At 72.4% G+C, this 26115-nt stretch carries 31 protein-coding genes; 24 read left to right on the forward strand and 7 right to left on the reverse strand.

Annotated elements, in window-relative coordinates:
• Positions 1 to 44 precede the first annotated feature (44 nt).
• Positions 45 to 1646 carry an oxidoreductase gene (locus ACWGI6_RS27875; RefSeq protein WP_453270070.1) on the reverse strand — a complete coding sequence of 534 codons (1602 nt, stop codon included), beginning with the start codon at positions 1644 to 1646 and terminating at the stop codon, positions 45 to 47.
• 263 nt (positions 1647 to 1909) lie between these two features.
• On the opposite strand from ACWGI6_RS27875, the gene hisD reads away from it, so the two are divergent.
• Genes hisD through ACWGI6_RS27930 form a run of 11 tightly spaced genes read left to right on the forward strand, consistent with a single transcriptional unit; the run spans position 1910 to position 8838 of the window.
• A complete protein-coding gene (hisD, locus tag ACWGI6_RS27880) occupies positions 1910 to 3232 on the forward strand; it encodes a histidinol dehydrogenase (RefSeq protein ID WP_453270071.1) in 1323 nt (440 codons plus the stop codon).
• A gap of 8 nt (positions 3233 to 3240) precedes the next feature.
• Positions 3241 to 4359 (forward strand): histidinol-phosphate transaminase, encoded by a 1119-nt coding sequence (locus ACWGI6_RS27885; protein WP_453270126.1) that lies wholly within the window; start codon positions 3241 to 3243, stop codon positions 4357 to 4359.
• On the forward strand, positions 4356 to 4949 hold the full coding sequence (hisB, locus tag ACWGI6_RS27890; RefSeq protein ID WP_393909661.1) for an imidazoleglycerol-phosphate dehydratase HisB: 594 nt from the start codon (positions 4356 to 4358) through the stop codon (positions 4947 to 4949). The genes ACWGI6_RS27885 and hisB overlap by 4 nt, the downstream gene beginning before the upstream one ends.
• The gene (locus ACWGI6_RS27895) at positions 4946 to 5110 is read left to right on the forward strand and encodes a hypothetical protein (RefSeq protein WP_388194714.1); all 165 of its coding nucleotides are present in this window, start codon (positions 4946 to 4948) and stop codon (positions 5108 to 5110) included. The genes hisB and ACWGI6_RS27895 overlap by 4 nt, the downstream gene beginning before the upstream one ends.
• Positions 5101 to 5757: an imidazole glycerol phosphate synthase subunit HisH gene (gene hisH, locus ACWGI6_RS27900; protein ID WP_453270072.1), complete on the forward strand. Its 657-nt coding sequence runs from the start codon at positions 5101 to 5103 to the stop codon at positions 5755 to 5757. Before ACWGI6_RS27895 ends, hisH begins: the two co-directional genes overlap by 10 nt.
• On the forward strand, positions 5757 to 6488 hold the full coding sequence (priA, locus tag ACWGI6_RS27905) for a bifunctional 1-(5-phosphoribosyl)-5-((5-phosphoribosylamino)methylideneamino)imidazole-4-carboxamide isomerase/phosphoribosylanthranilate isomerase PriA (protein ID WP_393909659.1): 732 nt from the start codon (positions 5757 to 5759) through the stop codon (positions 6486 to 6488). The genes hisH and priA overlap by 1 nt, the downstream gene beginning before the upstream one ends.
• A gap of 21 nt (positions 6489 to 6509) precedes the next feature.
• Entirely contained in the window at positions 6510 to 6917 is a 408-nt protein-coding gene (locus ACWGI6_RS27910; protein WP_393909706.1) for a RidA family protein, read from the forward strand.
• Positions 6914 to 7678, forward strand: a complete 765-nt coding sequence (hisF, locus tag ACWGI6_RS27915; RefSeq protein WP_393909658.1) for an imidazole glycerol phosphate synthase subunit HisF — start codon at positions 6914 to 6916, stop codon at positions 7676 to 7678. The genes ACWGI6_RS27910 and hisF overlap by 4 nt, the downstream gene beginning before the upstream one ends.
• Positions 7679 to 7704: 26 nt before the next feature.
• Positions 7705 to 7974: a hypothetical protein gene (locus ACWGI6_RS27920; protein WP_393909657.1), complete on the forward strand. Its 270-nt coding sequence runs from the start codon at positions 7705 to 7707 to the stop codon at positions 7972 to 7974.
• Positions 7967 to 8251, forward strand: coding sequence for an SH3-like domain-containing protein (locus ACWGI6_RS27925; RefSeq protein WP_030988647.1), 285 nt, complete (start codon positions 7967 to 7969; stop codon positions 8249 to 8251). The genes ACWGI6_RS27920 and ACWGI6_RS27925 overlap by 8 nt, the downstream gene beginning before the upstream one ends.
• On the forward strand, positions 8248 to 8838 hold the full coding sequence (locus tag ACWGI6_RS27930; RefSeq protein ID WP_453270073.1) for a nitrile hydratase subunit alpha: 591 nt from the start codon (positions 8248 to 8250) through the stop codon (positions 8836 to 8838). Before ACWGI6_RS27925 ends, ACWGI6_RS27930 begins: the two co-directional genes overlap by 4 nt.
• Position 8839: 1 nt before the next feature.
• Here ACWGI6_RS27930 and ACWGI6_RS27935 read toward each other — a convergent pair whose 3' ends face one another.
• The 3 genes from ACWGI6_RS27935 to ACWGI6_RS27945 are packed head-to-tail and all read right to left on the reverse strand — an operon-like array spanning position 8840 to position 12334.
• Positions 8840 to 9622 carry a succinate dehydrogenase/fumarate reductase iron-sulfur subunit gene (locus ACWGI6_RS27935; RefSeq protein WP_453270074.1) on the reverse strand — a complete coding sequence of 261 codons (783 nt, stop codon included), beginning with the start codon at positions 9620 to 9622 and terminating at the stop codon, positions 8840 to 8842.
• Positions 9619 to 11595 carry a fumarate reductase/succinate dehydrogenase flavoprotein subunit gene (locus tag ACWGI6_RS27940; protein ID WP_453270075.1) on the reverse strand — a complete coding sequence of 659 codons (1977 nt, stop codon included), beginning with the start codon at positions 11593 to 11595 and terminating at the stop codon, positions 9619 to 9621. Before ACWGI6_RS27940 ends, ACWGI6_RS27935 begins: the two co-directional genes overlap by 4 nt.
• 1 nt (position 11596) lies before the next feature.
• Positions 11597 to 12334 carry a succinate dehydrogenase gene (locus tag ACWGI6_RS27945; protein ID WP_453270076.1) on the reverse strand — a complete coding sequence of 246 codons (738 nt, stop codon included), beginning with the start codon at positions 12332 to 12334 and terminating at the stop codon, positions 11597 to 11599.
• A gap of 95 nt (positions 12335 to 12429) precedes the next feature.
• Between ACWGI6_RS27945 and ACWGI6_RS27950 the strand changes: the two genes are divergently transcribed.
• Positions 12430 to 13326, forward strand: a complete 897-nt coding sequence (locus tag ACWGI6_RS27950; protein ID WP_453270077.1) for a LysR family transcriptional regulator — start codon at positions 12430 to 12432, stop codon at positions 13324 to 13326.
• Between the two features lie 85 nt (positions 13327 to 13411).
• Positions 13412 to 14044, forward strand: coding sequence for a TIGR03085 family metal-binding protein (locus tag ACWGI6_RS27955; RefSeq protein ID WP_453270078.1), 633 nt, complete (start codon positions 13412 to 13414; stop codon positions 14042 to 14044).
• Positions 14045 to 14072: 28 nt separating this feature from the next.
• Here the strand turns inward: ACWGI6_RS27955 and ACWGI6_RS27960 are convergent, their stop codons facing one another.
• On the reverse strand, positions 14073 to 14216 hold the full coding sequence (locus ACWGI6_RS27960) for a hypothetical protein (protein WP_393909649.1): 144 nt from the start codon (positions 14214 to 14216) through the stop codon (positions 14073 to 14075).
• Positions 14217 to 14249: 33 nt separating this feature from the next.
• Here ACWGI6_RS27960 and hisI point away from each other — a divergent pair, with 33 nt between their 5' ends.
• The 11 genes from hisI to lgt all read left to right on the forward strand — a co-directional run bounded on the left by hisI (position 14250) and on the right by lgt (position 23753).
• Positions 14250 to 14639 (forward strand): phosphoribosyl-AMP cyclohydrolase, encoded by a 390-nt coding sequence (gene hisI / locus ACWGI6_RS27965; RefSeq protein ID WP_453270079.1) that lies wholly within the window; start codon positions 14250 to 14252, stop codon positions 14637 to 14639.
• Between the two features lie 11 nt (positions 14640 to 14650).
• Positions 14651 to 16195: an anthranilate synthase component I gene (locus tag ACWGI6_RS27970; RefSeq protein ID WP_453270080.1), complete on the forward strand. Its 1545-nt coding sequence runs from the start codon at positions 14651 to 14653 to the stop codon at positions 16193 to 16195.
• A gap of 55 nt (positions 16196 to 16250) precedes the next feature.
• The gene (locus ACWGI6_RS27975; protein ID WP_453270081.1) at positions 16251 to 16916 is read left to right on the forward strand and encodes a TIGR02234 family membrane protein; all 666 of its coding nucleotides are present in this window, start codon (positions 16251 to 16253) and stop codon (positions 16914 to 16916) included.
• Positions 16917 to 17000: 84 nt separating this feature from the next.
• A complete protein-coding gene (locus tag ACWGI6_RS27980) occupies positions 17001 to 17246 on the forward strand; it encodes an HGxxPAAW family protein (protein WP_393909646.1) in 246 nt (81 codons plus the stop codon).
• A 159-nt stretch (positions 17247 to 17405) separates the two neighbouring features.
• The gene (locus ACWGI6_RS27985) at positions 17406 to 17852 is read left to right on the forward strand and encodes a DUF2752 domain-containing protein (RefSeq protein WP_453270082.1); all 447 of its coding nucleotides are present in this window, start codon (positions 17406 to 17408) and stop codon (positions 17850 to 17852) included.
• Between the two features lie 183 nt (positions 17853 to 18035).
• The gene (gene trpC / locus ACWGI6_RS27990; protein WP_393909644.1) at positions 18036 to 18845 is read left to right on the forward strand and encodes an indole-3-glycerol phosphate synthase TrpC; all 810 of its coding nucleotides are present in this window, start codon (positions 18036 to 18038) and stop codon (positions 18843 to 18845) included.
• Between the two features lie 115 nt (positions 18846 to 18960).
• Positions 18961 to 19146 carry a tryptophan biosynthesis modulator TrpM gene (trpM, locus tag ACWGI6_RS27995; protein ID WP_453270127.1) on the forward strand — a complete coding sequence of 62 codons (186 nt, stop codon included), beginning with the start codon at positions 18961 to 18963 and terminating at the stop codon, positions 19144 to 19146.
• Between the two features lie 241 nt (positions 19147 to 19387).
• Positions 19388 to 20674: a tryptophan synthase subunit beta gene (gene trpB / locus ACWGI6_RS28000; RefSeq protein ID WP_453270083.1), complete on the forward strand. Its 1287-nt coding sequence runs from the start codon at positions 19388 to 19390 to the stop codon at positions 20672 to 20674.
• Positions 20671 to 21489, forward strand: a complete 819-nt coding sequence (gene trpA / locus ACWGI6_RS28005) for a tryptophan synthase subunit alpha (RefSeq protein WP_453270084.1) — start codon at positions 20671 to 20673, stop codon at positions 21487 to 21489. The genes trpB and trpA overlap by 4 nt, the downstream gene beginning before the upstream one ends.
• Positions 21490 to 21604: 115 nt before the next feature.
• A complete protein-coding gene (locus ACWGI6_RS28010) occupies positions 21605 to 22522 on the forward strand; it encodes a DsbA family protein (RefSeq protein ID WP_453270085.1) in 918 nt (305 codons plus the stop codon).
• 130 nt (positions 22523 to 22652) lie between these two features.
• On the forward strand, positions 22653 to 23753 hold the full coding sequence (lgt, locus tag ACWGI6_RS28015) for a prolipoprotein diacylglyceryl transferase (RefSeq protein ID WP_453270086.1): 1101 nt from the start codon (positions 22653 to 22655) through the stop codon (positions 23751 to 23753).
• Positions 23754 to 23862: 109 nt separating this feature from the next.
• Here the strand turns inward: lgt and ACWGI6_RS28020 are convergent, their stop codons facing one another.
• A complete protein-coding gene (locus ACWGI6_RS28020) occupies positions 23863 to 24885 on the reverse strand; it encodes an HpcH/HpaI aldolase/citrate lyase family protein (RefSeq protein ID WP_453270087.1) in 1023 nt (340 codons plus the stop codon).
• A complete protein-coding gene (locus ACWGI6_RS28025) occupies positions 24882 to 26114 on the reverse strand; it encodes a CaiB/BaiF CoA transferase family protein (RefSeq protein ID WP_453270128.1) in 1233 nt (410 codons plus the stop codon). Before ACWGI6_RS28025 ends, ACWGI6_RS28020 begins: the two co-directional genes overlap by 4 nt.
• Between the last annotated feature and the right edge of the window lies 1 nt (position 26115).

The following is a 26115-nucleotide window of genomic DNA, read 5'->3' on the forward strand; positions in this document are numbered from 1 at the left end:
CCGCCGTGGCGCGGGCGCGGCGGGACGGCCGGCAACGGGGACAGCTACTGCCTTCGCAGCAGCCGGGACGCGCCCGCCGCGACCGTCGTGGCGAGCACCCAGCCCGCCAGGATCAGGACGGCGGCCACCCACTGCGCACCGCCGCCCGGCTTCCAGGCGGCGCCCTGATTCAGGTCGATCACCGGCAGCAGCAGGTCCAGGGAGTAGAGATACGGATTCCAGGGCGGCGCCTCGTCCCCCTTGAGGGGCGGCGGCGGGGACATCGAGAAGTAGAGCGTGCCGATCGCCCACAGGATGGCCATCCACACCGCGGCCCGCCCCGGGCGGTAGCCGTAGGCCACCGTCCAGTCCTGCAGGAACCCCCAGGCCTTGGCCGCCAGCGGCAGCGTCTCGCGGCGCCGCCGCTGCTTGGCCAGCAGCACCTCGCGCGCGTCGGAGTCCTCACCGGTGGTGCGCAGCGAGGCCGCGAGCATCTCGTACGGTTCGGGCGCGTACTCGGGGGTCGCCGCCGCCACCCACTGCAGCCGCAGCGCCAGCGGGAAGTGACCGCGCGGGATCAGCGTCTCGTAGGCGAAGCCGGCCATCCACAGCCCGCCCAGCCCCGGCCAGCTCGCCGACTTGTCGATGAGATTGACGACCCGGGCGCCCGAGAGGATCACCCGGCCGCGCTGCGGCCGCTCGCCGAGGAACCGCAGCTCGGGCGTCTGGATACGGCGCAGCGACAGCTCCTGGTCGGACTCCATGATGAAGCGGGCGTGCTCGAAGTCGACCGCGTCGCCGAACCGCCCGTCGTCCAGCCGCATCCCGCCCTCGCACTCGAAGCGCTGCATCCGGGTGCCGCGCGAGGGGGTGTGCGCGATGCCGTACGGGGGCGTGGCGCTGCTGGAGAAGGGGGAGTTGGCCAGGCCGGCCGCGGTCAGATAGAGGGTGCGCTCGACGGTCAGCTGCGGGGCGTTCAGTGCCCGGCGGCCGAAGGGGTTGCTCAGCCGGCTGCCGCGCAGGCTCAGCGACACGCCGATGGTCGCGCCGCGCAGCGACAGCTCGCCGTACGACTCCATCATCTCGGCCTGCAGGTCCTGGGCGACGGTCATCCCGTCCGCCATGATCGACCGGCCCTGCCGGTCCTTGTGCACCACGGTCTGGTTGAGCATCAGGTCCGTGCCGATGTGCGCGTCGGTGAGCCGGATGCCGGAGTGCACCACACAGCGCGGCAGATGGAGATCGCCCTCGGTGTGCAGTCGGGCCGCCTCCAGCCGGGGTATCGCACAGTTCACCAGCCGCAGCGTGGTGAACCGGCTCTCCGGCAGCACCACCTCGGCCTCGAAGCGGCAGTCCCGCAGCTCGATGAATGGCTTGATCGTGCCGCCCGCAAGGTCGAGAGTGTCCGTGATGTAGGCGCCGGTGAGCTGGAGCGCGGAGACCCGGCCCGGCTGCGCGGGCGGCCCGTCGAGCAGCAGGAGTGCCACGACCCGGGCCCGCACCCGGCGCTCCGGGCCCCACAGATGCTGCCCGTGCGGATCGTCGCGGGCCGGGTCGCCGATGTGCAGATCGCAGGTGCTGCCGTTGCGGAAGGCCTGCCACATGCTCCATTCCGCCGATGTCAGCTGCAGGTCGGCGGGCGCGTCGCCGTCCCCGGGCTCGGTCACAGTGGATCCCCCTTGCTCTCCCGTGGTGTGTCGCAACCTGTTCGGACGCATTTCGTGCACCGGTCGTGATGCGTCCCACAGATGTCCCCGTACGCCGTTACGTGGCCCTTGCCCGCCCCGTGACTGCTTGAACACGCGTGGTCAGGGCCAACTCCGGTCAACTTCCGGCGGCCGCGTCACGGGCTGTTCAGGGCGTGTGCCGCTGTGTATCACTGAGTGATACGGCCGCTCGGGCGCAAGAGCAGGTCTGAGACACTGGGAGGGTGATCTCCCGAATCGATCTGCGCGGTGACGCCCTCCCCGAGGGCGGCGCCCTGCGCGACCTGCTGCCCCGTGCCGAGTTCGACGTGGAAGCCGCCCTGGAGAAGGTGCGGCCCATCTGCGAGGACGTACGCCATCGTGGCACCGCGGCGCTGATCGATTATGCGCGGCGGTTCGACGGCGTCGAGATCGAGCGCGTACGGGTGCCCGCGGAGGCCCTGCACAGCGCCCTCGACGAGCTGGACCCGGCCGTACGGGCCGCCCTGGAGGAGTCCATCCGGCGCGCCCGGATCGTCCACCGCGAACAGCGCCGCACCGACATCACGACCAAGGTCGTCCCCGGTGGCACGGTCACCGAACGCTGGGTCCCCGTCGAGCGGGTGGGCCTCTACGTCCCCGGCGGTCTGGCGGTCTACCCGTCCTCCGTGGTCATGAACGTCGTCCCGGCACAGGAGGCCGGCGTCACGGGCATCGCCGTCACCTCCCCGCCGCAGAAGGAGTTCGGCGGCCGGCCGCACCCGACCATCCTCGCCGCCTGCGCCCTGCTCGGCGTCGACGAGGTCTACGCCGCCGGCGGCGCCCAGGCCATCGCGATGTTCGCGTACGGCACCGAGGAGTGCCTGCCGGTCAACCTCGTCACGGGCCCCGGCAACATCTTCGTCGCCTCCGCCAAGCGCCTCCTCAAGGGCCGTATCGGCATCGATGCCGAGGCCGGACCCACCGAGATCGCGGTGCTCGCGGACGCCACCGCCGACCCCGAGCACGTCGCCGCCGACCTGATCAGCCAGGCCGAGCACGACACCCTCGCCGCCGCCGTCCTGGTCACCGACTCCACCGAGCTCGCCGACGCCGTCGAGGACGCGCTCAAGCAGCAGGTCGCGGCCACCAAGCACATCGAGCGGATCACCGAGGCGCTGGCCGGACGGCAGTCCGCCGTCGTCCTCGTCGACGGGATCGACGAGGGCCTCAGGGTGGTGGACGCCTACGGCGCCGAACACCTGGAGATCCAGACCGCCGACGCCTCGGCCGTCGCCGCCCGGGTCCGCAACGCGGGCGCCGTCTTCGTCGGCCCCTACGCCCCGGTCTCGCTCGGCGACTACTGCGCCGGCTCCAACCACGTCCTGCCCACCGGCGGCTGCGCCTGCCACTCCTCGGGGCTGTCCGTGCAGTCGTTCCTGCGCGGCATCCATGTCGTGGACTACTCGCGTGACGCGCTGGCCGAGGTCACCCACCATGTGGTGACCCTCGCCGAGGCCGAGGATCTCCCGGCACACGGCGCCGCGCTGAAGGCCAGGTTCGACTGGAAGGTCCCGCAGAGCAAGTGAGCAGGCACGTGACCCGTATCGACGATCTCCCCATCCGGGACGAGCTGCGCGGCAAGTCCCCCTACGGCGCACCGCAGCTGGACGTCCCGGTGCGCCTGAACACCAACGAGAACCCCTACCCGCTGCCCGAGCCGCTGGTCCGGCGGATCGCCGAGCGGGTGACCGAGGCCGCCCGGCGGCTCAACCGCTACCCCGACCGGGACGCGGTCGAGCTGCGCGCCGAGTTGGCCCGCTACCTCACCCGCACCGCCGGCCACGAGGTCACCGGCACCCAGGTCTGGGCCGCCAACGGCTCCAACGAGGTCATCCAGCAGCTGCTGCAGACCTTCGGCGGCCCCGGCCGCAGCGCCATCGGCTTCGAGCCGTCGTACTCGATGCACGGGCTGATCTCCCGCGGCACGGGCACCGGCTGGATCTCCGGCCCGCGCAACGAGGACTTCACCATCGACGTCGAGGCCGCGGTGGCAGCCATCGCCGAGCGGCGGCCCGACGTGGTCTTCATCTGCTCGCCGAACAACCCCACCGGCACCGCCGTCGGGGAAGCCACGGTGCTCGCGCTGTACGAGGCGGCGCAGGCGGCCCGGGCCGACGGCGCCGGCGCCCTGGTGGTGGTCGACGAGGCCTACGGCGAGTTCAGCCACCAGCCCTCGCTGCTGCCGCTGATCGAGGGCCGGCCGAATCTGGTCGTCTCCCGGACCATGTCCAAGGCCTTCGGCGCCGCCGGACTGCGGCTGGGCTACCTTGCCGCCGACCCCGCCGTGGTCGACGCGGTGCAGCTGGTCCGGCTCCCGTACCACCTCTCGTCCGTCACCCAGGCCACCGCGCTGGCCGCGCTGGAGCACACCGACACGCTCCTGAAGTACGTCGAGCAGCTCAAGACCGAGCGGGACCGCCTGGTCACCGAGCTGCGGGCGGCGGGCTGCCAGGTCGTCGCCTCCGACGCCAACTTCGTGCAGTTCGGCCTCTTCGACGATGCGCACGCCACCTGGCAGGCGATCCTCGACCACGGCGTGCTGGTCCGTGACAACGGCGTACCGGGCTGGCTGCGGGTCACCGCCGGCACCCCGGCCGAGAACGACGCGTTCCTCGACGCGGTTCGCGCAGTACTGAAGGAGAGCAAGCGATGACCCGCGTAGGACGCGTGGAGCGCACAACCAAGGAAACGTCCGTGCTCGTCGAGATCGACCTCGACGGCAGGGGCGAGGTGGACGTGTCGACCGGTGTGGGCTTCTACGACCACATGCTCGACCAGCTCGGCCGGCACGGCCTGTTCGACCTCAAGGTCAAGACCGACGGCGATCTGCACATCGACACCCACCACACCATCGAGGACACCGCCCTCGCCCTGGGTGCCGCCTTCAAGCAGGCCCTCGGTGACAAGTCCGGGATCTACCGCTTCGGCAACTGCACCGTCCCGCTGGACGAGTCGCTCGCCCAGGTGACCGTGGACCTCTCCGGCCGCCCGTATCTGGTGCACACCGAGCCGGAGAGCATGGCGCCGATGATCGGCTCCTACGACACGACGATGACCCGGCACATCTTCGAGTCCTTCGTCGCCCAGGCCCAGATAGCGCTGCACATCCACGTCCCGTACGGCCGCAATGCCCACCACATCGTGGAGTGCCAGTTCAAGGCGCTGGCCCGCGCCCTGCGCTACGCCAGCGAACGCGACCCGCGCGCAACCGGGATCATCCCCTCCACCAAGGGAGCCCTGTGAACGGTCTGTCCACCGTCTTCATCCTTCTCGGGCTCTTTCTCCTGGGCGGTGTCTACTCGTTCTGGAAGCAGCAGCTGCCCAAGGGGCTGATCGTGCTGCTGTCCCTCGGTTCGGCGCTGTGTCTGCTCGCCGGCGTGCTGCGGCTGGAGGTATGGAATTGACCGCCCCGGCTTCCCGCAAGAAAGTCGTCGTCTTCGACTACGGCTTCGGCAATGTCCGCTCCGCCGAGCGCGCCCTGGCGCACGTCGGCGCCGATGTGGAGATCACCCGTGACTTCGACCGGGCGATGAACGCCGAGGGCCTGCTGGTCCCCGGCGTCGGCGCGTTCGCCGCCTGCATGGCCGGTCTCAAGGAGGCACGCGGCGACTGGCTGGTCGGGCGCCGGCTGTCCGGCGGGCGCCCCGTCCTGGGCATCTGCGTCGGCATGCAGATCCTCTTCGGCCGCGGCATCGAGCACGGAGTGGAGACCGAGGGCCTGGACGAGTGGCCCGGCACGGTCGGCCCGCTCAAGGCCGAGGTCGTCCCGCACATGGGCTGGAACACCGTCGAGGCCCCCGAGGGCAGCCAGCTCTTCGCCGGGCTGCCCGCCGACGCCCGCTACTACTTCGTGCACTCCTACGCGGTGCACGACTGGGAGCTGGAGGTCGGCAACCCGCACCTCGCGGTGCCGAAGGTCACCTGGGCCACGCACGGCGAGCGGTTCGTGGCCGCGGTCGAGAACGGCCCGCTGTGGGCCACCCAGTTCCACCCCGAGAAGTCCGGCGACGCCGGTGCCCAGCTCCTGACCAATTGGATCGAGACCCTGTAATGCCGAACGCATCGAAGCTCGAACTGCTCCCCGCCGTCGATGTCCGCGACGGCCAGGCCGTCCGCCTCGTGCACGGCGAGTCCGGCTCCGAGACCTCCTACGGCGACCCGCTGGAGGCGGCCCACGCCTGGCAGCGGGCGGGCGCCGAGTGGCTGCACCTCGTCGACCTCGACGCGGCCTTCGGCACCGGTGACAACCGGGCGCAGATCGCCGAGGTCGCCCGGTCCATGGACATCAAGGTCGAGCTGTCCGGCGGCATCCGCGACGACGACACGCTCGCCGCGGCCCTGGCCACCGGCTGCCGCCGGGTCAACCTCGGCACCGCCGCGCTGGAGACCCCCGAGTGGGTCGCCAAGGTCATCGCCGAGCACGGCGACAAGATCGCGGTCGGTCTGGACGTGCGCGGTACGACGCTGCGGGGCCGCGGCTGGACCCGCGACGGCGGCGACCTCTACGAGACGCTGGCCCGTCTCGACGCCGAGGGCTGTGCCCGCTACGTCGTCACCGACATCAACAAGGACGGCACCCTCCAGGGCCCCAACGTCGAGCTGCTCAGGAACGTCTGCGCGGCCACCGACCGGCCCGTGGTCGCCTCCGGCGGTGTCTCCTCGCTCGACGACCTGCGGGTACTGGCCTCGCTGGTACCGGAAGGTGTCGAGGGCGCGATCGTCGGCAAGGCGCTCTATGCGAAGGCGTTCACCCTCGAAGAGGCGCTGGCAGCAGTGTCGTAACGGCGAACGAAAGGCCGCATGATGACCATCGAGCGCGTACGGACCGACAGTCCCTGGGAAGAGAAGATCGGATTCGCACGTGCCGTGGCGGCCGGCGACCGGGTCCTGGTCGCCGGCACGATGCCACTGGTCGACGGCGTCCTGCAGGGTGAGGGTGACCCCTACGAGCAGACCAGGGCCGCCTTCACCAACGCGCTGGCGGCGCTCAAGCCCTTCGGCCTCGGCGCCGACGCGGTCCTGCGCACCCGTATGTACCTCACCCACCTGCGCGATGTGGACGCGGCCGGCCGCGCCCACCGGGAGCTCTTCGAGGCCGAGCCGCCCGCCTCGACCCTGGTCGTGGTCTCCGGCTTCGTCGACTCGCGCGTCCTGGTGGAAGTAGAACTGGAAGCCTTCCGAGAACTGTCAGAGAGGCCTGAACCGACATGACCCTGGCGGTCCGAGTCATCCCTTGCCTGGACGTGGACAACGGCCGGGTCGTCAAGGGCGTCAACTTCCAGAACCTGCGGGACGCGGGCGACCCCGTCGAGATGGCCAAGATCTACGGTGACGAGGGCGCCGACGAGCTGACCTTCCTCGACATCACCGCCTCCTCCGGCAACCGCGAGACCACCTACGACGTGGTGCGCCGCACCGCCGAGCAGGTCTTCATCCCCCTCACGGTCGGCGGCGGCGTCCGCACCCCCGAGGACGTCGACAAGCTGCTGCGGGCCGGTGCCGACAAGGTCGGCGTCAACACCGCCGCCATCGCCCGCCCCGACGTGATCCGCGAGATCGCCGAGCGCTTCGGCAGCCAGGTCCTGGTCCTGTCCGTCGACGCCCGCCGCACCGACGCCGGGACGCCGTCCGGATACGAGGTCACCACCCACGGCGGTCGCCGCGGCACCGGCATCGACGCCGTGGAGTGGGCCCACCGCGCCGCCGAACTGGGCGCCGGCGAGATCCTCCTCAACTCCATGGACGCCGATGGCACCAAGGACGGCTACGACGTCGAGATGATCGAGGCCGTCCGCAAGCACGTCACCGTCCCGGTGATCGCCTCCGGCGGGGCCGGCAAGCTGGACGACTTCGCCCCGGCCGTCGTCGCCGGTGCCGACGCGGTCCTGGCCGCCTCCGTCTTCCACTTCGGTGATCTGCGCATCGGCCAGGTCAAGGACGCCCTGCGGGGCGCGGGACACGCGGTGCGCTGACCGGCTCGCGCCCGTAGGCTCGCCCTATGAGCCGTGTCAACGACGTGGGTGGCCAGGCCGGGTTCGGGGCGCTGGAGATCGAGGCTGACGAGCCGCCGTTCCATGCCGACTGGGAGGCGCGGGTGTTCGCGCTGAACTCCGCGCTGGTACGGAACGGTGCCTACCGGCTCGACGAGTTCCGGGACGCCGTCGAGCGGATGGCCCCGCAGGAGTATCTGGCGGCGTCGTATTACGAGCGGTGGCTGTACGCGATCGAGACCCTGCTGGCCGAGCGGGGGCTGCTCGGCGATGGCTGAATTCCGGGCGGGGGAGCGGGTGCGGGTGCGCGCCGTCGACCCCGTGGGGCATACCCGGGTGCCGCGGTATGTGCGCGGCCAGGTGGGGCGGATCGTCGAGTGCCAGGGGCGCTGGGCGCTCGCCGACGAGAGCGCGGCGGGTGTTGCCGAGCCGCGGGTGGAGCCCGTCTACACCGTGGCCTTCGCCGCGGGCGACCTGTGGGGCGAGGGCGGCCACGAGGTCACGGTCGACCTCTGGGAGTCCTACATCGAGCGGGTGCGGAAGGACGGGGCATGAGCGGCGAGCACACGAGTGTGCCGGTGGCGGCGCGGGTCAGGCAGCTGGAGGAGCGGCTGATCGAGGCCGGAGTGGTCGGACAGGAGCAGCTGGACGAGGCGCTCGCGACGATGCTGCGGGGGGCCTCGCCGGTCAACGGCGCGCGGATCGTGGCGCGGGCCTGGAGTGACGCGGGGTTCCGGGAGCGCCTGCTGGCGGATGCGAACGCGGCGCTGCCCGAGGTGGGGCTCTCGATGGCGGGCGGTATCCAGGAGCAGCGGCTCAAGGTCGTCGAGAACACCGCCGGCGCGCACCACGTCATCGTGTGCACGCTGTGCTCCTGCTATCCGATCGGGCTGCTGGGACCGTCGCCGTCCTGGTACAAGAGCGAGGCCTACCGCTCGCGGGTGGTGCGCGAACCGCGTGCCGTGCTGGCCGAGTTCGGGCTGGAGCTGCCGGACGACACCGCGATCACGGTGTGGGACTCCAGTGCGGAGAGCCGCTATATGGTCCTGCCCCGGCGGCCCGAGGGCACCGCGGGCAGGAGCGAGCCGGAACTGGCCGCGCTCGTCACCCGCGAAGGGCTCATCGGGACCGCCGCGGTCTGACTCAGCGCCCCTTCCGTGCCGCCCGGACGAACTCGCGGTTCATCGTGGCGATGCTGAAAAGGGGAATCCCCTTGGGACAGGCCGTCGCGCACTCACCGGTATTGGTGCACCCGCCAAAGCCCTCCGCGTCCATCCGGTCCACCATGTCCAGGACGCGGCTCTCCCGCTCCGGGGCACCCTGGGGAAGGGAGTTGAGGTGGACGACCTTGGCGGCGGTGAAGAGCATCGCCGAGCCGTTGGGGCAGGCCGCCACACATGCGCCGCAGCCGATGCACTCGGCGTGCTCGAACGCGGCGTCGGCGGCCGGTTTGGGCACGGCGGTGGCGTGGGCCTCGGGGGCGGCGCCGGTCGGGGCGGTGATGTAGCCGCCGGATCCGATGATGCGGTCGAAGGCGGAGCGGTCGACGACCAGGTCCCTGACGACCGGGAAGGCGGCGGCCCGCCAGGGCTCGATGTCGATCGTGTCGCCGTCCCGGAAGGACCGCATGTGCAGCTGGCAGGTGGTGGTGCTTCCCCAAGCTCTCGAATCCGCTCGAGCAGGGGAGACCCCATTGGGGCCGTGCGGCTCGCCGTTGATGACGAGCGAGCAGGCGCCGCAGATGCCCTCGCGGCAGTCGTGGTCGAAGGCGACCGGGTCGTCGCCGCCCAGGAGGAGCTCCTCGTTGAGGGTGTCGAGCATCTCCAGGAACGACATGTCCTGCGAGATGCCGTCCACCTCGTACGTGGACAGGGCGCCGGGGGCGTCGGCGTTCTTCTGGCGCCAGATGCGCAGGGTGAGCTTCATGCGTAGCTCCGCTGGGTGGGGTGGACGTACGCGAAGACCAGGTCTTCCTTGTGCAGGGTGGGGGCCGCGCCGGTGCCGGTGAACTCCCAGGCGGCCGCGTAGGAGAACGCGTCGTCCCGGCGGGTGGCCTCGCCGTCCGGGGTCTGCGACTCCATACGGAAGTGGCCGCCGCAGGACTCGGCGCGGTGCAGGGCGTCGAGGCACATCAGCTCGGCGAGCTCCAGGTAGTCGACGACGCGGTTGGCTTTCTCCAGGGACTGGTTGAACTCCTCCCCGGTGCCGGGCACCTTGATGCGGCGCCAGAACTCGTCGCGGATCTGCGGGATCCGGTCGAGGGCCTTGCGCAGCCCCTCGTCGGTGCGGGCCATCCCGCAGTACTCCCACATGAGCTCGCCGATCTCGCGGTGGAAGGAGTCGGGGGTGCGGTCGCCGTCGACGGCCAGCAGCAGGTTCAGCCGGTCCTCGGTCTCGGCCAGCACTTCCTGAACGACGGGGTGCTCGGCCGTGAGCGTGTCGTGATGCGGGTTGCGGGCCAGATAGTCGCTGATGGTCGAGGGGAGGACGAAGTAGCCGTCGGCGAGGCCCTGCATCAGGGCGGAGGCGCCGAGGCGGTTGGCGCCGTGGTCGGAGAAGTTGGCCTCACCGATGGCGAACAGGCCGGGGACGGTGGTGTGCAGGTCGTAGTCGACCCAGAGACCGCCCATCGTGTAGTGCACGGCTGGGTAGATCCGCATCGGCACCTCGTACGGGTTCTCCGCGGTGATCCGCGCGTACATGTCGAAGAGGTTGCCGTACTTCTCCTCGACCGCGGCCCGGCCCATCCGGGCGAGGGCGTCGGCGAAGTCGAGGTACACGCCCTGGCCGCCCGGTCCCACGCCACGGCCCTCGTCGCAGACGTTCTTGGCGGCGCGGGAGGCGATGTCGCGGGGGACGAGATTGCCGAAGGAGGGGTAGAGGCGCTCCAGGTAGTAGTCGCGCTCCTCCTCGGGGATCCGGTCCGGCGGGCGGGTGTCGCCCTTGGCCTTCGGGACCCAGATGCGTCCGTCGTTGCGCAGCGACTCGCTCATCAGCGTGAGCTTGGACTGGTGGTCGCCGGTGCGCGGGATGCAGGTGGGGTGGATCTGGGTGAAGCAGGGGTTGGCGAAGTACGCGCCGCGGCGGTGCGCCCGCCAGATCGCGGTGGCGTTGGAGTTCATGGCGTTCGTCGACAGGTAGAAGACGTTGCCGTAGCCGCCGGACGCCAGGACCACCGCATCAGCGAAGTGGCTGTCGATGCGGCCGGTGACCAGATCGCGGGCGACGATACCGCGGGCCCGGCCGTCGACGACGATCAGATCGAGCATCTCGGTGCGGGCGTGCAGCCGCACGGTTCCGGCCGCGATCTGCCGGGAGAGCGCCTGGTAGGCGCCGAGCAGCAGCTGCTGTCCCGTCTGGCCGCGGGCGTAGAACGTACGGGAGACCTGGACACCGCCGAAGGAGCGGGTGTCGAGCAGCCCGCCGTACTCGCGGGCGAACGGCACGCCCTGGGCCACGCACTGGTCGATGATCTCGACGGAGATCTGTGCGAGCCGGTGCACATTGGACTCACGGGCGCGGAAGTCGCCGCCCTTGACGGTGTCGTAGAAGAGCCGGTGGACGGAGTCGCCGTCGTTGCGGTAGTTCTTCGCGGCGTTGATCCCGCCCTGGGCGGCGATGGAGTGTGCCCGGCGCGGGGAGTCCTGGTAGCAGAACTGCTCGACGTGGTAGCCCTGTTCGGCGAGGGTGGCACCGGCCGCGCCGCCCGCGAGTCCGGTGCCGACGACGATGACGGTGTGCTTGCGGCGATTGGCCGGGTTGACGAGCCTGGCCTCGAAGCGGCGGCGGTCCCAGCGCTCGGCGACCGGCCCGCCGGGGGCCGCCGCGTCGGCGACGGGCGCGCCGGTCGTGTAGTCGGCGTAGCTTCCGTCCGGCGTCGTATCAGCGGTCGAAGTCATGTCAGCTCACTACTCCGGTCATCACGGAGACGGGGACGGCGAGGAAGCCCGCGGTCAGGGCGGCGGCGAGAGCGTTCGCGAGGGTCTTGAGCGTCCGGTCGCGGCCGGGCCGGTTGGCGCCGAGCGTCTGCGCGGCGCTCCAGAAGCCGTGCCGGACGTGCAGGCCGAGGGCGAGCATCGCCACGATGTAGACGGTGTTGCCGTACCAGGTGGAGAAGGTCGCCAGCACGTTCGCGTACGGGTGGCCGGCCTCGGCGCGCGGATTCACCGTCAGCGTCGTCAGGTCCAGGATGTGCCAGACGAGGAAGAGGCCGAGGATGACACCGCCCCAGCGCATCGTCCGGGTGGCATAGCTCGCGCGGCGCCGCAGAAGGCGGGGCGGTGCGAATCGCCTCGGCCAGGGGTGGGCGTAGGCGACCGGCCGGGCGGCGATGTCGCGGCGGCTGAGCTGGTACGCGGCCACCGCGTGCACCACGACCGCGGCGAGCAGCACCACCCGCGCGATCCACAGGAACCACGCGTGGTGCAGGAACGGCTCGCCGATGGTGCGCAGCCAGGCGGCGTACGCGTCGAAGTCCACCGCCCCGAAGAAGATCTTGAGATTGCCCAGCATATGGACGACCAGATACAGCAGCATCACGATGCCGCTGACGGCCATTGCCGTCTTCTTGCCGACGGTCGAGCGCCACAGAAGGCCCGCGAAGGACGGCCGTCGGTCCGTCCGTGTGTCCAGTGCCATGAGTCCCGACGGTAAGGACCGGATCTCTCATCAGTCCAAGACATGGTCCGGCTCATCTCCATAGGCTGTGGCTATCACCGCCTACCATGCCCCTTATGCAGCTGCAGCAGCTCCGCTACTTCACCGCCGTGGCCGACACTCGGCACTTCACCCGCGCCGCCGAGCGCGAACATGTCGCCCAGCCCTCCCTTTCCCAGCAGATCCGGTCGCTGGAGCGGGAGTTGGGCGCGGACCTCTTCCACCGTGCCCGCGGCCACATCACCCTCACCGACGCCGGCGAGACGCTGCTGCCGCTCGCCCGGCGCATCCTCGCCGATGCCGAGACCGCCCGCCGGGAGGTCCAGGAGGTCGCCCAGCTGCGCCGCGGGCGGCTGCGCCTCGGCGCCCCGCCCAGCCTGTGTGCCAGCCTCGTCCCCGACGTGCTGCGGGCCTTCCACGCCGCCTACCCGGGCGTGGATCTGATCGTGACCGAGGACGGCTCGCAGGATCTGGTCCGGGCGCTGGCCGACGGCGCCCTGGACCTGGCCCTGATCATCACCCCGCTGCCGGTCCAGGCCCCCGCGCTGACCACCTCCGACCTGCTGCGCGAGGAACTCGTCGTGGTCTCCGCGCCCGACCGCCCGGCCCCCGTCGGCCGGCGCACCCGCATCCGGGTGGAGGATCTGCAGGGCCGGCCGCTGGCCATGTTCCGCCGCGGCTACGACCTGCGGGAATTCACCACCGCGGCGTGCCGGGCGGCCGGGTTCGAGCCGGCCTTCACCGTCGAGGGCGGCGAGATGGACGCGGTCCTCGGCTTCGTCCGGGCCGGGCTGGGCATCGCCGTGGTCCCCGCCATGGTCGCCGAACGCTCCGGCCTGCGCATCACCCGCTTCTCGACGCCCGGAATGCACCGCGTGGTGTCCGTCGCCCACCGGGGCGATGTCTCCCCGCCGCGGGCCGCCCGGGAGCTGGAGCGCATCCTGATGGCCCACCTGGAGCCGGGCCGGCCCTGAGGGTACGGCCCGGCGGGCGGGGGAGAGGAGCCAGGGCGGGCGCGGCCCCGTGGCAGGGGGCCCCGGCCGGTCGTAGGCTGGCCGCATGTCGACCCATGCGAAGCGTGAACGGCTCCTTCTCGCCGACCTGTTGGAGAGCGCCGGCCCCGAGGCGCCGACGCTGTGCGAGAACTGGAACGCGCGGGAACTGGCCGCGCATGTGGTGGTGCGCGAGCGGCGCGCCGACGCGGCCGGCGGGATCCTCGTCAAACCGCTGGCCGCACGGCTGGAGCGGGTGCAGGCCGAGTTCGCCGACAAGCCGTACGAGGAGCTGATCCGGCTGATCAGGACCGGGCCGCCGCGGATGTCGCCGTTCGCGCTCAAGCAGATCGACGAGGCGTCCAACACCGTCGAGTTCTACGTCCACGCCGAGGACGTCCGGCGCGCCCAGCCGGACTGGGCCCCGCGCGAGCTGGACCCCGTGTTCGCGGACGCCCTGTGGTCCAGGATCGAGCGGATGGCCCGTGTGCTGGGCCGGAAATCGCCGGTGGGCCTGGTGCTGCGGCGCCCGGACGGGCGGACGGCGGTGGCCCATCGCGGCACCCCGGTGGTCACGGTCGTCGGCGAGCCGGGCGAGCTGACGATGTTCGCCTTCGGTCGGCAGGAGGTCGCCGACGTGGACCTGGACGGCGACAAGGACGCCATCGAACGGCTGACGGCGGCGAAGCTGGGGGTATGAGCCCGCCGGCTCCTCCGGCCCCCCCGGCTCACGAACGGAACACCACCACCACGAGCACCACGCCGACCACCACCGCCGCCACGAACACCGCCACCAGCACCCGCGCCGCCACCCGCGCGGCGCGGTCCGGGTCCGGCGGCGGTGGCGGCACGGGCGGCTGCTGATGATGCATGTCTGCAGGATGCCGCACGGCACAATGGACACCATGAGCAGCCGCGCCGCCACCCCGGACACCACCCCCGCCCTGGACCCCGCCATCGCCGCCCGCCTCAAGCGCGGCGCCGACGGTCTGGTCCCCGCCATCGCCCAGCAGTACGACACCGGCGAGGTGCTGATGCTCGGCTGGATGGACGACGAGGCGCTGCACCGCACCCTGACCACCGGCCGCTGCACGTACTGGTCCCGCAGCCGCCAGGAGTACTGGGTCAAGGGCGACACCTCCGGCCACGTCCAGTACGTGAAGTCGGTGGCGCTGGACTGTGACGCCGACACCGTCCTGGTCCAGGTCGACCAGGTCGGGGCCGCCTGCCACACCGGCGACCGCACCTGCTTCGACGCGGATGTACTGGCCACCGGGACCGGTCAGGACCAGTAGGCTCCGCTGCCATGACCACGGGAACCACCGGCACCGCCACTCCGGACCTCGACACCTTCCGCACCCTCGCCAAGGACCGGCGGGTCATCCCCGTCACCCGGCGCCTGCTCGCGGACGGTGACACACCGGTCGGGCTCTACCGCAAACTCGCCGACGAACGCCCCGGCACCTTCCTCCTGGAGTCCGCCGAGAACGGCCGTACGTGGTCGCGCTACTCCTTCATCGGTGTCCGCAGCGCCGCCACGCTCACCACCCGCGACGGGCAGGCGCACTGGCTCGGCACCCCGCCCGTCGGCATGCCCACCGGCGGCGACCCGCTCGCCGCGCTGCGCGCCACCGTCGAGGCGCTGCACACCCCCCGGGACCTCATCGAGGGCGAGGGGCTGCCGCCGTTCACCGGCGGCATGGTCGGCTACCTGGGCTACGACATCGTGCGCCGCCTGGAGAAGGTCGGCGAGCAGACCGAGGACGACCTCCGGCTGCCCGAACTGACCATGCTGCTCACCTCCGATCTCGCCGTCCTCGACCACTGGAACGGCACGGTCCTGCTGATCGCCAACGCGATCAACCACAACGACCTCGACACCGGTGTCGACGAGGCCTACGCGGACGCGGTGGCCCGCCTGGACACCATGGCCGACGACCTCGCCCGGCCCGCGCACACCGGTGCCGCCGCGCTGCCGCCGTCCGAGGTCCCCCCGTACACCGCCGAGTGGGGCGGCCCCGCCTTCCAGGAGGCCGTCGAGGACATCAAGGAGCGCATCCGGGCCGGCGAGGCCTTCCAGGTCGTGCCCTCCCAGCGCTTCGAAACCCCCTGTACGGCCAGCGCGTTGGACGTCTACCGGGTGCTGCGGGCCACCAACCCCAGCCCGTACATGTACCTTTTCCGCTTCGAGGGCTCCGAGGACGGTGAGCGGCCGGCCTTCGACGTCGTCGGCTCCAGCCCCGAGGCGCTGGTGAAGGTCGAGGACGGCCGGGCCATGGTCCACCCCATCGCCGGCACCCGCCCGCGCGGAGCGTCCGTCCAGGAGGACCAGGCCCTGGCCGACGAGCTGATGGCCGACCCCAAGGAGCGCGCCGAGCATCTGATGCTGGTCGACCTGGGGCGCAACGACCTGGGCCGGGTGTGCGAGCCGGGCAGCGTCGAGGTCGTCGACTTCATGTCCGTCGAGCGCTACAGCCATGTGATGCACATCGTCTCCACGGTCACCGGGCAGGTGGCCGAGGGCCGTACCGCCTTCGACGTGCTCACCGCCTGCTTCCCCGCCGGCACGCTCTCCGGCGCCCCCAAGCCGCGCGCCCTGCAGATCATCGAGGAGCTGGAGCCGACCCGGCGCGGTCTGTACGGCGGCTGTGTCGGCTACCTCGACTTCGCCGGCGACTCCGACACCGCCATCGCGATCCGCACGGCACTGCTGCGGGACGGCACCGCCTACGTCCAGGCGGGCGCCGGAGTGGTCGCCGACTCCGACCCGGTGGCCGAGGACACCGAGTGCCGCAACAAGGCGGCCGCCGTGCTGCGCGCCGTGAACACCGCGAACCACCTGGGCAGGTAGCCGACCACCACCCCGCGCGCCGGTCCCCGCCGGCCGGTGCGCGATAGTGGTACGCGTGAGTGCCGTACCCCAGACCCCTGCCGAGACCGAGCCCCCGGGCGTGCCCGCGCCCCCGCCGGCCCGGCCCGCGCCGCGCGCCACACGCAGTCTCGCCCTGGCGCTGCCGGCCGGCGCGGTCGGCGCCGCCCTGGCGCTGCTGGCCTCCGGCCGCACCTGGGCCGAGGGCACCGCGGTGCTGGCCCAGGGCGAGCTGCCGCGCAGCGTGACCGGCGCCGATGTGACCGGTGTGCCCGGCGCGCTGGCCGTCGTCGGCCTGGCCGCGCTGGTCGCCGTCTTCGCGGTGCGCCGGGCCGGCCGGATCGCGGTCGCCGCTCTGCTCACACTCAGCGGGGTGGGCATCGTGGTCGCCGCCGCGCTGGGCAACTCCGACACCTCGGCGCTGCGGGAGAAGGCCGCCACCGCGGTCGGACTGACCGGAGCCGATGTGCATCACGTCACGCACACCGGATGGCCGTGGGTGGCCGCCGCCGGCGGTCTGCTGCTGCTGGTCGCCGGGCTGCTGGCGCTGGCCCGGGGACGCCACTGGCCTGCAATGTCGGGCCGGTACGAGCGCACGCCCGGTGGCGCCCGCGGCCCGCGGCGTGCTCCGGCCGCGCCGGATCTGGACCGACCGGAGGAGATCTGGAAGTCCCTGGACCGCGGTGAGGACCCCACCCGGTAACGGTGCTCCGCCCGGCATCGGTGACAATGGGCGCGAGGATCACCGCGCCCCGACCCCGGCGCGAGAGAGCAACGAGGAGCATTCATGTCGAGCAGTGGCCACGGACACACCCCCGCCGCCTGGACCGGCGTCATCATCTCGTTCATCGGCTTCTGTGTCTCCGGAGCCTTCATCGTGCTGGCGAATGTGCCCGGCTTCTGGGCCGGCATCGTGCTGATCGGCCTCGGCGCCGTGGTGGGCGGTCTGATGCGCTCGGCCGGCCTGGGCCAGGAGCCCAAGCGCTCGGCCACGCCGCGCCCCCAGGCGCAGGCGCAGCCGCAGGAGGGCTGAGCTCCCGCTCCCGTGGCGCCGCCCGGCGCCACCCTCGTGGCACCCCTCGAAGGCGCCGCTTCCCGGCCCGTACGCACCCTGGTGCCGTACCCGCCGTCCGTGCCCGTTCCGGGCGGCCGAGAAGCTGCGCCTTTGCGTGTGCGGCAGCACACTCAGCACGTGAGCGAACCCGCGGTGCGGCCCCGGCCCGAAGCCCCACTCCACGGGGGCCTGCCACGCCGTCTCGCGGCACCCCTGGGCGCCCTGGCCGCCGCCACCGCCGCCTTCGGCTACCTCGGCGCCGTCGACCCGAACGAGCCCGGCCACTACCCGGTGTGCCCGCTGCTGCACCTCACCGGCCTCTTGTGCCCGGCCTGCGGCGGCCTGCGCAGCGCCCATGCCGTCGTCCACGGCGATCTCGCCGCGGCGCTGGGCGCCAACGCCCTCGCGGTGACCGGGTACGCCGCCTGTGCGGTCTTCTGGGCCCTCTGGCTGGGCCGTGCGGTGCGCGGACGCCGTACGGCGGGCCCGCGGCCGCGGGCCGTCCACTGGTGGGCGCTGGGCGGCCTGCTGCTGGTCTTCACGGTCGTCCGCAATCTCCCCTTCGGCAGCGGGCTGGCACCGTGATCCGCCGGTGTGCGGACCGGCGGTGCATCCCACTACGCAACCCGGAAATGTCCAGGTCGTGGGACCGCGGTCCACCGGATGTGAGACCTGCATCCCTTGGCGGATACCATCGGAGTGCCGGGTGGGTCAGCTTGTCCCACAGGCCACTGTTCACCTCCACCGCTCAAGAAGGAGGCCGCTCGCGTGAGTGTGCTCGACGAGATCATCGACGGCGTCCGTGCCGACCTCGCAGAGCGGCAGGCGCGCGTCGGCCTCGACGAGCTCAAGGAACGGGCCCAGAAGGCACGCCCCGCCAAGGACGGCGTCGCCGCACTCAAGGGCGAGAGCGTCACGGTGATCTGTGAGGTCAAGCGCTCCAGCCCCTCCAAGGGCGCGCTCGCCGCGATCGCCGACCCGGCCGGCCTGGCCGCCGACTACGAGGCGGGCGGCGCGGCGGTCATCTCCGTCCTGACCGAGCAGCGCAGGTTCGGCGGTTCGCTGGCCGACCTGGAGGCCGTCCGCGCCAAGGTCGACATCCCCGTCCTGCGCAAGGACTTCATCGTCACCGCCTACCAGCTGTGGGAGGCCCGTGCCTACGGCGCCGACCTCGCGCTGCTGATCGTCTCCGCGCTGGAGCAGGAAGCGCTGGTCTCGCTGATCGAGCGGGCCGAGTCGATCGGGCTGACGCCGCTGGTCGAGGTGCACGACGAGGACGAGGTCGCCCGCGCGGTGGACGCCGGTGCCAAGATCATCGGTGTCAACGCCCGCAACCTGAAGACCCTTGAGGTCGACCGCGGCAACTTCGCCCGGATCGCCCCCGAGATCCCCGACCACATCGTCAAGATCGCCGAGTCCGGGGTGCGCGGACCGCACGACCTGATCGCGTACGCCAATGACGGCGCGGACGCGGTGCTGGTCGGCGAGTCCCTGGTGACCGGCAAGGACCCCAAGACCGCGGTCGCCGACCTGGTCGCCGCGGGCTCCCACCCGGCGATCCGGCACGGCCGGTCCTGAGCGCCCGGGGACGGCACACACCGACATGACCGCCATCGCCGCAGGCATCCGCTGCCGGGCCCGGGTTCCGTACCCGGGCCCGGTCGGCGTGCCCGCCGCGGCGGGGGCCGCCCGCATGCCCTACCCGGTGCTCGGCGTGGCCCGCCACCGCCCCGAGCCGCAGCGCTGTGCGCTGCCCCCCTGGCATCGCGGCTGCCGGGCGCCCGCACGGCGGGTCCACGGACGCCGGGTGAGGTATCACATCGGATCCGAGCCGGGACAGATCAACGGCATGCGATGGCGACCGGGGTCCGCGCGCTGACGCGTCGGCCCCGGGCCGGCGCCGGGTCGCTCCGGGGCACGGCGGTCCGCTGACCGCCGGCCGACGGCGTCCCGTGACGACCGCCGGTCCCCGCACCGCCCGTCCGCAGAACCGGTCCCGCCGGCTCTGCGGCGGCAGCGACCCCGCAGCGTGCGCGCCGAATACCGTGATGCTCGAATCCCGAATATCTCCGACATAACCGGACTTCCGGGGCAGTTGCCCCGGCCTAGGAGTGCGTCTGATGTCCTCCGATTTCTTCCTTCCCGACCTCGAGGGGCGCGTGCCCGGCCCCGACGGCTATTTCGGTGCCTACGGCGGCAAGTTCATCCCCGAGGCGCTGGTCGCCGCGGTCGACGAGGTCGCCGTCGAGTACGAGAAGGCCAAGGCGGACCCCGCGTTCGCCGCCGAGCTCAACGACCTGATGGTCAACTACACCGGGCGCCCCAGCGCGCTCACCGAGGTATCGCGGTTCGCCGAACACGCCGGCGGGGCCCGGGTGTTCCTCAAGCGCGAGGACCTCAACCACACCGGCTCGCACAAGATCAACAACGTGCTGGGGCAGGCGCTGCTCACCAAGCGGATGGGCAAGACCCGGGTCATCGCCGAGACCGGCGCCGGCCAGCACGGCGTCGCCACCGCCACGGCCTGTGCGCTCTTCGGCCTCGACTGCACCGTCTACATGGGCGAGATCGACACCCGGCGCCAGGCCCTCAACGTCGCCCGGATGCGGATGCTCGGCGCCGAGGTCATCGCCGTGAAGTCCGGCAGCCGCACCCTCAAGGACGCCATCAACGAGGCCTTCCGCGACTGGGTGGCCAATGTCGACCACACCCACTACCTGTTCGGGACCGTCGCGGGACCGCACCCGTTCCCCGCGATGGTGCGCGACTTCCACCGCGTCATCGGCGTCGAGGCGCGCCGCCAGATCCTGGAGCGCGCAGGCCGTCTGCCCGACGCGGCCGTCGCCTGTGTCGGCGGCGGCTCCAACGCCATCGGGCTCTTCCACGCCTTCCTCCCGGACGCCGGCGTACGGCTCATCGGCTGCGAGCCGGCCGGCCACGGCATCGAGAGCGGGGAGCACGCCGCCACGCTCAGCGCCGGCGAGCCCGGAATCCTGCACGGCTCCCGGAGCTACGTCCTCCAGGACGAGGAGGGCCAGATCACCGAGCCGTACTCCATCTCGGCCGGTCTCGACTACCCGGGCATCGGGCCCGAGCACGCCTTCCTCAAGGACAGCGGCCGCGGTGAGTACCGTGCCGTCACCGACGACGCGGCGATGCAGGCGCTGCGCCTGCTCTCACAGACCGAGGGCATCATCCCGGCCATCGAGAGCGCCCACGCCCTCGCCGGGGCCCTGGACCTCGGCAAGGAGCTCGGCACGGACGGACTGATCGTCGTCAACCTGTCCGGGCGCGGCGACAAGGACATGGACACCGCCGCCCAGTACTTCGGCCTGTACGACACCGACGCCGCCGTCGAGGCGGACACCGACACCGCTGACGCGGAGATCGAGGGGGACGTCAAGTGAGCGGGAACATCAAGCTGTTGAGTGACACCCTCGCCGCCACGAAGGCCGAGGGCCGCTCCGCCCTCATCGCCTATCTGCCGGCCGGGTTCCCGACCGTCGAGGGCGGCATCGAGGCGGCCAAGGCCGTCTTCGACGGCGGCGCGGACGTCGTGGAGATCGGGCTGCCGCACAGCGACCCGGTACTCGACGGACCCGTCATCCAGACCGCCGACGACATCGCCCTGCGCGGCGGCGTGAAGATCGCGGACGTGCTGCGGACCGTGCGCGAGGCGCACGAGGCCACCGGCAAGCCCGTCCTCGTCATGACGTACTGGAACCCGATCGACCGCTACGGCATCGAGCGTTTCACCGCCGAGCTCGCCGAGGCGGGCGGCGCCGGCTGCATCCTGCCCGACCTGCCGGTCCAGGAGTCCGCGACCTGGCGGGAGCACGCCGACAAGCACGGCCTCGCCACCGTCTTCGTCGTCGCCCCCAGCAGCAAGGACGCGCGACTCGCCGAGATCACGGCGGCGGGCTCCGGCTTCGTGTACGCCGCGTCGCTGATGGGCGTCACGGGCACCCGCGAGTCGGTGGGCGCGCAGGCGCAGGATCTCGTACGGCGCACCAAGGCGACCACCGGCCTGCCGGTCTGCGTCGGCCTCGGCGTCTCCAACCCCGAACAGGCCGCCGAGGTGGCCCGGTTCGCGGACGGTGTGATCGTCGGCTCGGCGTTCGTCAAGCGGCTGCTGGCGGCGGACGGCGATCTGGCGGACGGTCTCGCCGGGATCCGCGCCCTGGCGGGCGAGCTGGCCGAGGGCGTGCGCAAGCGGTCCTGAGCGGATGCGTGCGGCCGGGCCTGCGGGTACGCGGGCCCGGCGCGCTGTCCCTCGATAGGGCGAACATCGGTGCGGAGGGGTGCGGGAGCGCCCCTCCGCTTCGTTGTCCAGGGGCGTGAGCCAGAAGAACCATGAGGGTAAGAGAACCGCCCGCGAGCGGCTGCAGGAACAGCGGGAAAAGGAGAGGGTGCGCGCCCGGCGCCGCCGTCAGGCCGTCGTCGCCGGATCGGTGCTGGTGGTGCTGGCGATCGCCGGCGGCATCGCCGTCTGGGCGACCTCGTCGGGCGGCAGTGGCGGGAGCAGCTCCGACAACGAAACCGCCCGTCCGAAGCAGGCCAGCGGCGGCAGCAGACCCGCCATTCCCGTCGGTGCAGCCGGCGCCCCTTCCACACTCACGGTGTGGGAGGACTTCCGCTGCCCCGCCTGCCGGCAGTTCGAGACCGGCTTCCGCCCGGCCGTCCACGAGCTGGAGGACTCCGGCCAGCTCAAGACCGAGTACCACCTCGTGACGATCATCGACGGGAACTCCGGCGGCAAGGGATCGGTCAACGCCGCCAACGCCGCCCTGTGCGCCCAGGACGCCGGGGAGTTCCGCGAGTACCACGACGTCCTCTACTCCCACCAGCCGCCCGAGCCGCAGGACAAGTTCGCCGACAAGAAGTACCTCCTCCAACTGGCCGGCAAGGTCAAGGGACTGGCGACCCCGGCCTTCACCACGTGCGTCAACGACGGGAGGTACGACCACTTCGTGCAGAAGTCCAACGACGCCTTCGCCAAGTCCGGATACCGCGGCACCCCGACCGTCCTGCTCAACGGCAAGGACCTCTCGAAGGAGAAGGGCGGCCGGTTCACGCCCGCGGACCTGAAGAAGATGGTGCAGGACGCCAACAAGGGCAAGCAGCCGGGGAAGAGCTCCTCGCCGCACACCGGCGCCGCACCGCGCACGCACGGCTCACCCCAGGGAAAGCAGGCCGGACGGAGCGCCTCGCCCCAGGGGAAGCAGCCCGGAGTGGGGGTCACACCGGGGTCCTAGGGCCCCGCCCCGAGAGGCGCTGCGGTCTTCCCGGACACGCAGCGTCATGGCGTGAATGCGGGGTCGTTACGCAGCCGTTGCCGGGCGGGTTGTCGTCGACCCCGCCCGGCGCGGTAGCGTCGACCCTGCCATGGACCTCGCATTCATTCCCAGCCCGTCGGTCGGCGTCGTACATCTCGGCCCGATCCCGCTGCGCGGCTACGCATTCTGCATCATCATCGGCGTCTTCGTCGGCGTCTGGCTCGGCAACAAGCGCTGGGTGCAGCGTGGCGGCCGCTCCGGCACCGTCGCCGACATCGCCGTGTGGGCCGTGCCCTTCGGGCTGGTCGGCGGCCGCCTCTACCACGTCATCACGACGTACGAGCCGTACTTCGGCCCGAACGGCCACCCGCTGGACGCCTTCAAGGTGTGGGAGGGCGGCCTCGGCATCTGGGGCGCGGTCGCGCTCGGCGCCGTGGGCGCCTGGATCGGCTGCCGCCGGCGCGGCATCCCGCTCCCCGCGTACGCCGACGCGCTGGCGCCCGGTCTGGCCCTCGGGCAGGCGATCGGCCGCTGGGGCAACTGGTTCAACCAGGAGCTGTACGGCAGGCCGACCGATGTCCCGTGGGCGCTGAAGATCAGCTCCGACCCGGCCATCGGACGGGTCGGCGGCACCTACCACCCGACCTTCCTCTACGAGTGCCTGTGGTGCATCGGCGTCGCGGCGCTGGTGATCTGGGCCGACAAGCGCTTCCGGCTCGGCCACGGGCGGGCCTTCGCGCTGTATGTCGCCGCCTACTGCGCCGGCCGCGCCTGGATCGAGTACATGCGGGTCGACGAGGCGCACCACATCCTGGGCCTGCGGCTGAACGTCTGGACCGCGCTGATCGTCTTCGTCCTGGCCGTCGCCTACCTGGTGATCTCCGCCAAGAAGGCACCCGGCCGGGAAGCGGTCGTCGAGCCGGGGGCGCAGCCCGCGGAGGGTGAGGACGGCGAGGGCGCCGACAGCGCCGACAGCGCCGATGAGGCCAAGGTGTCGGTCGAGAAGCCGTCGACGACGGGGTCCGGCGATGACGGCGGGACGGAGCCGGACGCCGACGGGGCCGCAAAGTCCGCGGAGTCCGCAAAGGCCGCGGAGTCCGCGGAGGCCGCGAAGGACGAGCCCGGCGAGGAGAAGGCCGAGGACGCGGCGGACGCGCCTGCGGCGGATGCCTCCAAGCCCGCCGGCAGCGGCAGCACCAAGAAGACCTGAGGCGGCCACCGGCCGCCGACCGCGCCGGGCGGACCCGATACGTCGGATCCGCCCGGCGCTGTGCTGTCCGGACCCGGACCCGGAAACCGGACCCGGCGGCGGCGCGCGGTCAGCGCCGGCGCTCGGCCAGCTCCAGCACCCGCCGCGCCCCCGCGACCACCGCCGCATCCACGAACCGGCCGTCCGGCAGCGCCAGCGCCCCGCCGCCCTCCGCCGCGGCCGCCCGCACCGTCTCCCGTGCCGCCGCGATCTCCTCCGCCGAGGGCAGATACGCGGCCTCGATGACCGGGAGTTGGCGGGGATGGACCGCCGCCCGGCCCAGGAACCCCAGGGCGCGGCCCCGGTCGCAGGACCGGGCCAGCCCGTCCAGATCGTGGATGTCGGGGTAGACCGACTGCGGCGGCGGGGCCAGCCCCGCCGCGCGGGCGGCGACCACGGTCCGGCTGCGCGGCCAGGCCAGCCCGGTGTCGTCCCGCACCCCCAGCTCCCCGCACAGATCGGCCTCGCCGAGCGCGATCCCGCGGAGCGCCGGGTGCGCGGTGGCGATGGCGAAGGCGTGCTCGATGCCCAGCGCGGATTCGAGCAGGGCGTACAGGGCCGGGGTGGCGGGGAGCGCGCTCGCGGTGGCCGCGGGGGCGAGGGTGGCGGTGGTGGTTCCCGCGGCCGTACGGGAAGAGGCCCGGTGGCCCGCGAGGGTGCGCCCGGCCGGGCGCACGGACCCTTCCGCGGCGTAGGGGAGGTGCCCGGGGACGGGCCGGGCCGCCGCCGTCGCCCAGCCGGCGGCGCGGTGGACATCCGCCGGGCTCTGCACCTTGGGCAGCCGCAGACCGGCCAGGCCCGGCAGCGTGGCGAGCGTGCGGACCTCGGTCTCGGCGAGCGGGCCGTCCAGCGCATTGACGCGGACATGGACCGGGGAGGGGCCCGGGGACGGGTCGCTCAGCAGCTCGGCGGTGGCGCGCAGCGCGTGCTCCTTGCGGTCCGGGGCGACCGCGTCCTCCAGGTCGATCACGACCACATCGGCCCCGGAGCCGAGCGCCTTGGCGACCACCTCGGGGCGGTCCCCGGGAACATACAGCCAGGTCAGCGGCGTGGGGATGGCGGTCTGCCGAGGCGTCGGGGGAGCCGGCTTCACAGTGCACCCGCCGTGCGCAGCCCGTCGATCTCGGGACCGGTCAGCCCGATTCCGGCGAGCACCTCGTCCGTGTCCGCGCCGTGCGGGCGGCCCGCCCACCGGATGGCGCCCGGCGTCCGGGAGAGCCGGAAGAGGACGTTCTGCATCCGGATGGTGCCGAGTTCGTCGTCCGGGACCTCGGTGATCGAGCCCAGCGCCTGGTACTGCGGATCCGTCATCACCTCGCGGATGTCGTAGATGGGCGCCACAGCCGCCTCGGCCTTCTCGAAGGCGGCCGTCACCTCGGCCCGGTCGTGCCGGGCGATCCAGTCCGCGACCGCCGTATCGAGCTCATCGGCGTGCCGGGCGCGTCCCGCGCCGGTCGCGAACCAGGGCTCGTCGATCACCTCGGGCCGGCCGACCAGCCGCATCACCCGCTCGGCGACCGACTCGGCCGAGGCGGAGACCGCCACCCAGGAGCCGTCGGCGGTGCGGTAGGTGTTGCGCGGCGCGACATTGGCGGAGCGGTTGCCGGTCCGCGGCTGGACATGGCCGAGCTGGTCGTACCAGAGCGGCTGCGGGCCGAGGACGGTCAGCATCGGTTCGATCAGCGCCAGGTCGATGACCTGGCCGTGGCCGGTGGCCGCCCGCCCGTGCAGCGCGGCCATCACGGCGTACGACGTGGTCAGCGCGGCGATCGCGTCGGCGAGACCGAACGGCGGCAGGGTCGGCGGCCCGCCCGGCTCACCGGTGATCGCGGCGAAGCCGCTCATCGCCTCGGCCAGGGTGCCGAACCCGGGGCGGCGGGCGTACGGGCCGAACTGCCCGAAGCCGGTGACCCGGGCCAGCACCAGCCGCGGGTTGGCGGCGGACAGCTCGTCCCAGCCCAGCCCCCATCGCTCCAGGGTCCCGGGCCGGAAGTTCTCGACGACTACGTCCGCCCCGGCTGCCAGCCGCAGCAGGACGTCCCGGCCGTCCGGGTGGGAGAGGTCGAGCGTGATGGTCTTCTTGTTGCGGCCCAGCAGCTTCCACCACAGCCCGATGCCGTCCTTGGCGGGGCCGTGGCCGCGCGACGGGTCGGGCCGGTGCGGATGCTCGACCTTGATCACCTCGGCGCCGTAGTCCCCCAGCAGGGTGGCGGCGAGCGGACCGGCGAACAGCGTGGCGAGGTCGAGCACCCGCAGCCCGGCGAGCGGACCGCCGGAGGGGGGCTCAGCGGCGGTGCGGTCGCCGGCGGCGGGCCCGGTCATC

The sequence above is a fragment of the Streptomyces sp. NPDC054786 genome (assembly GCF_053611685.1).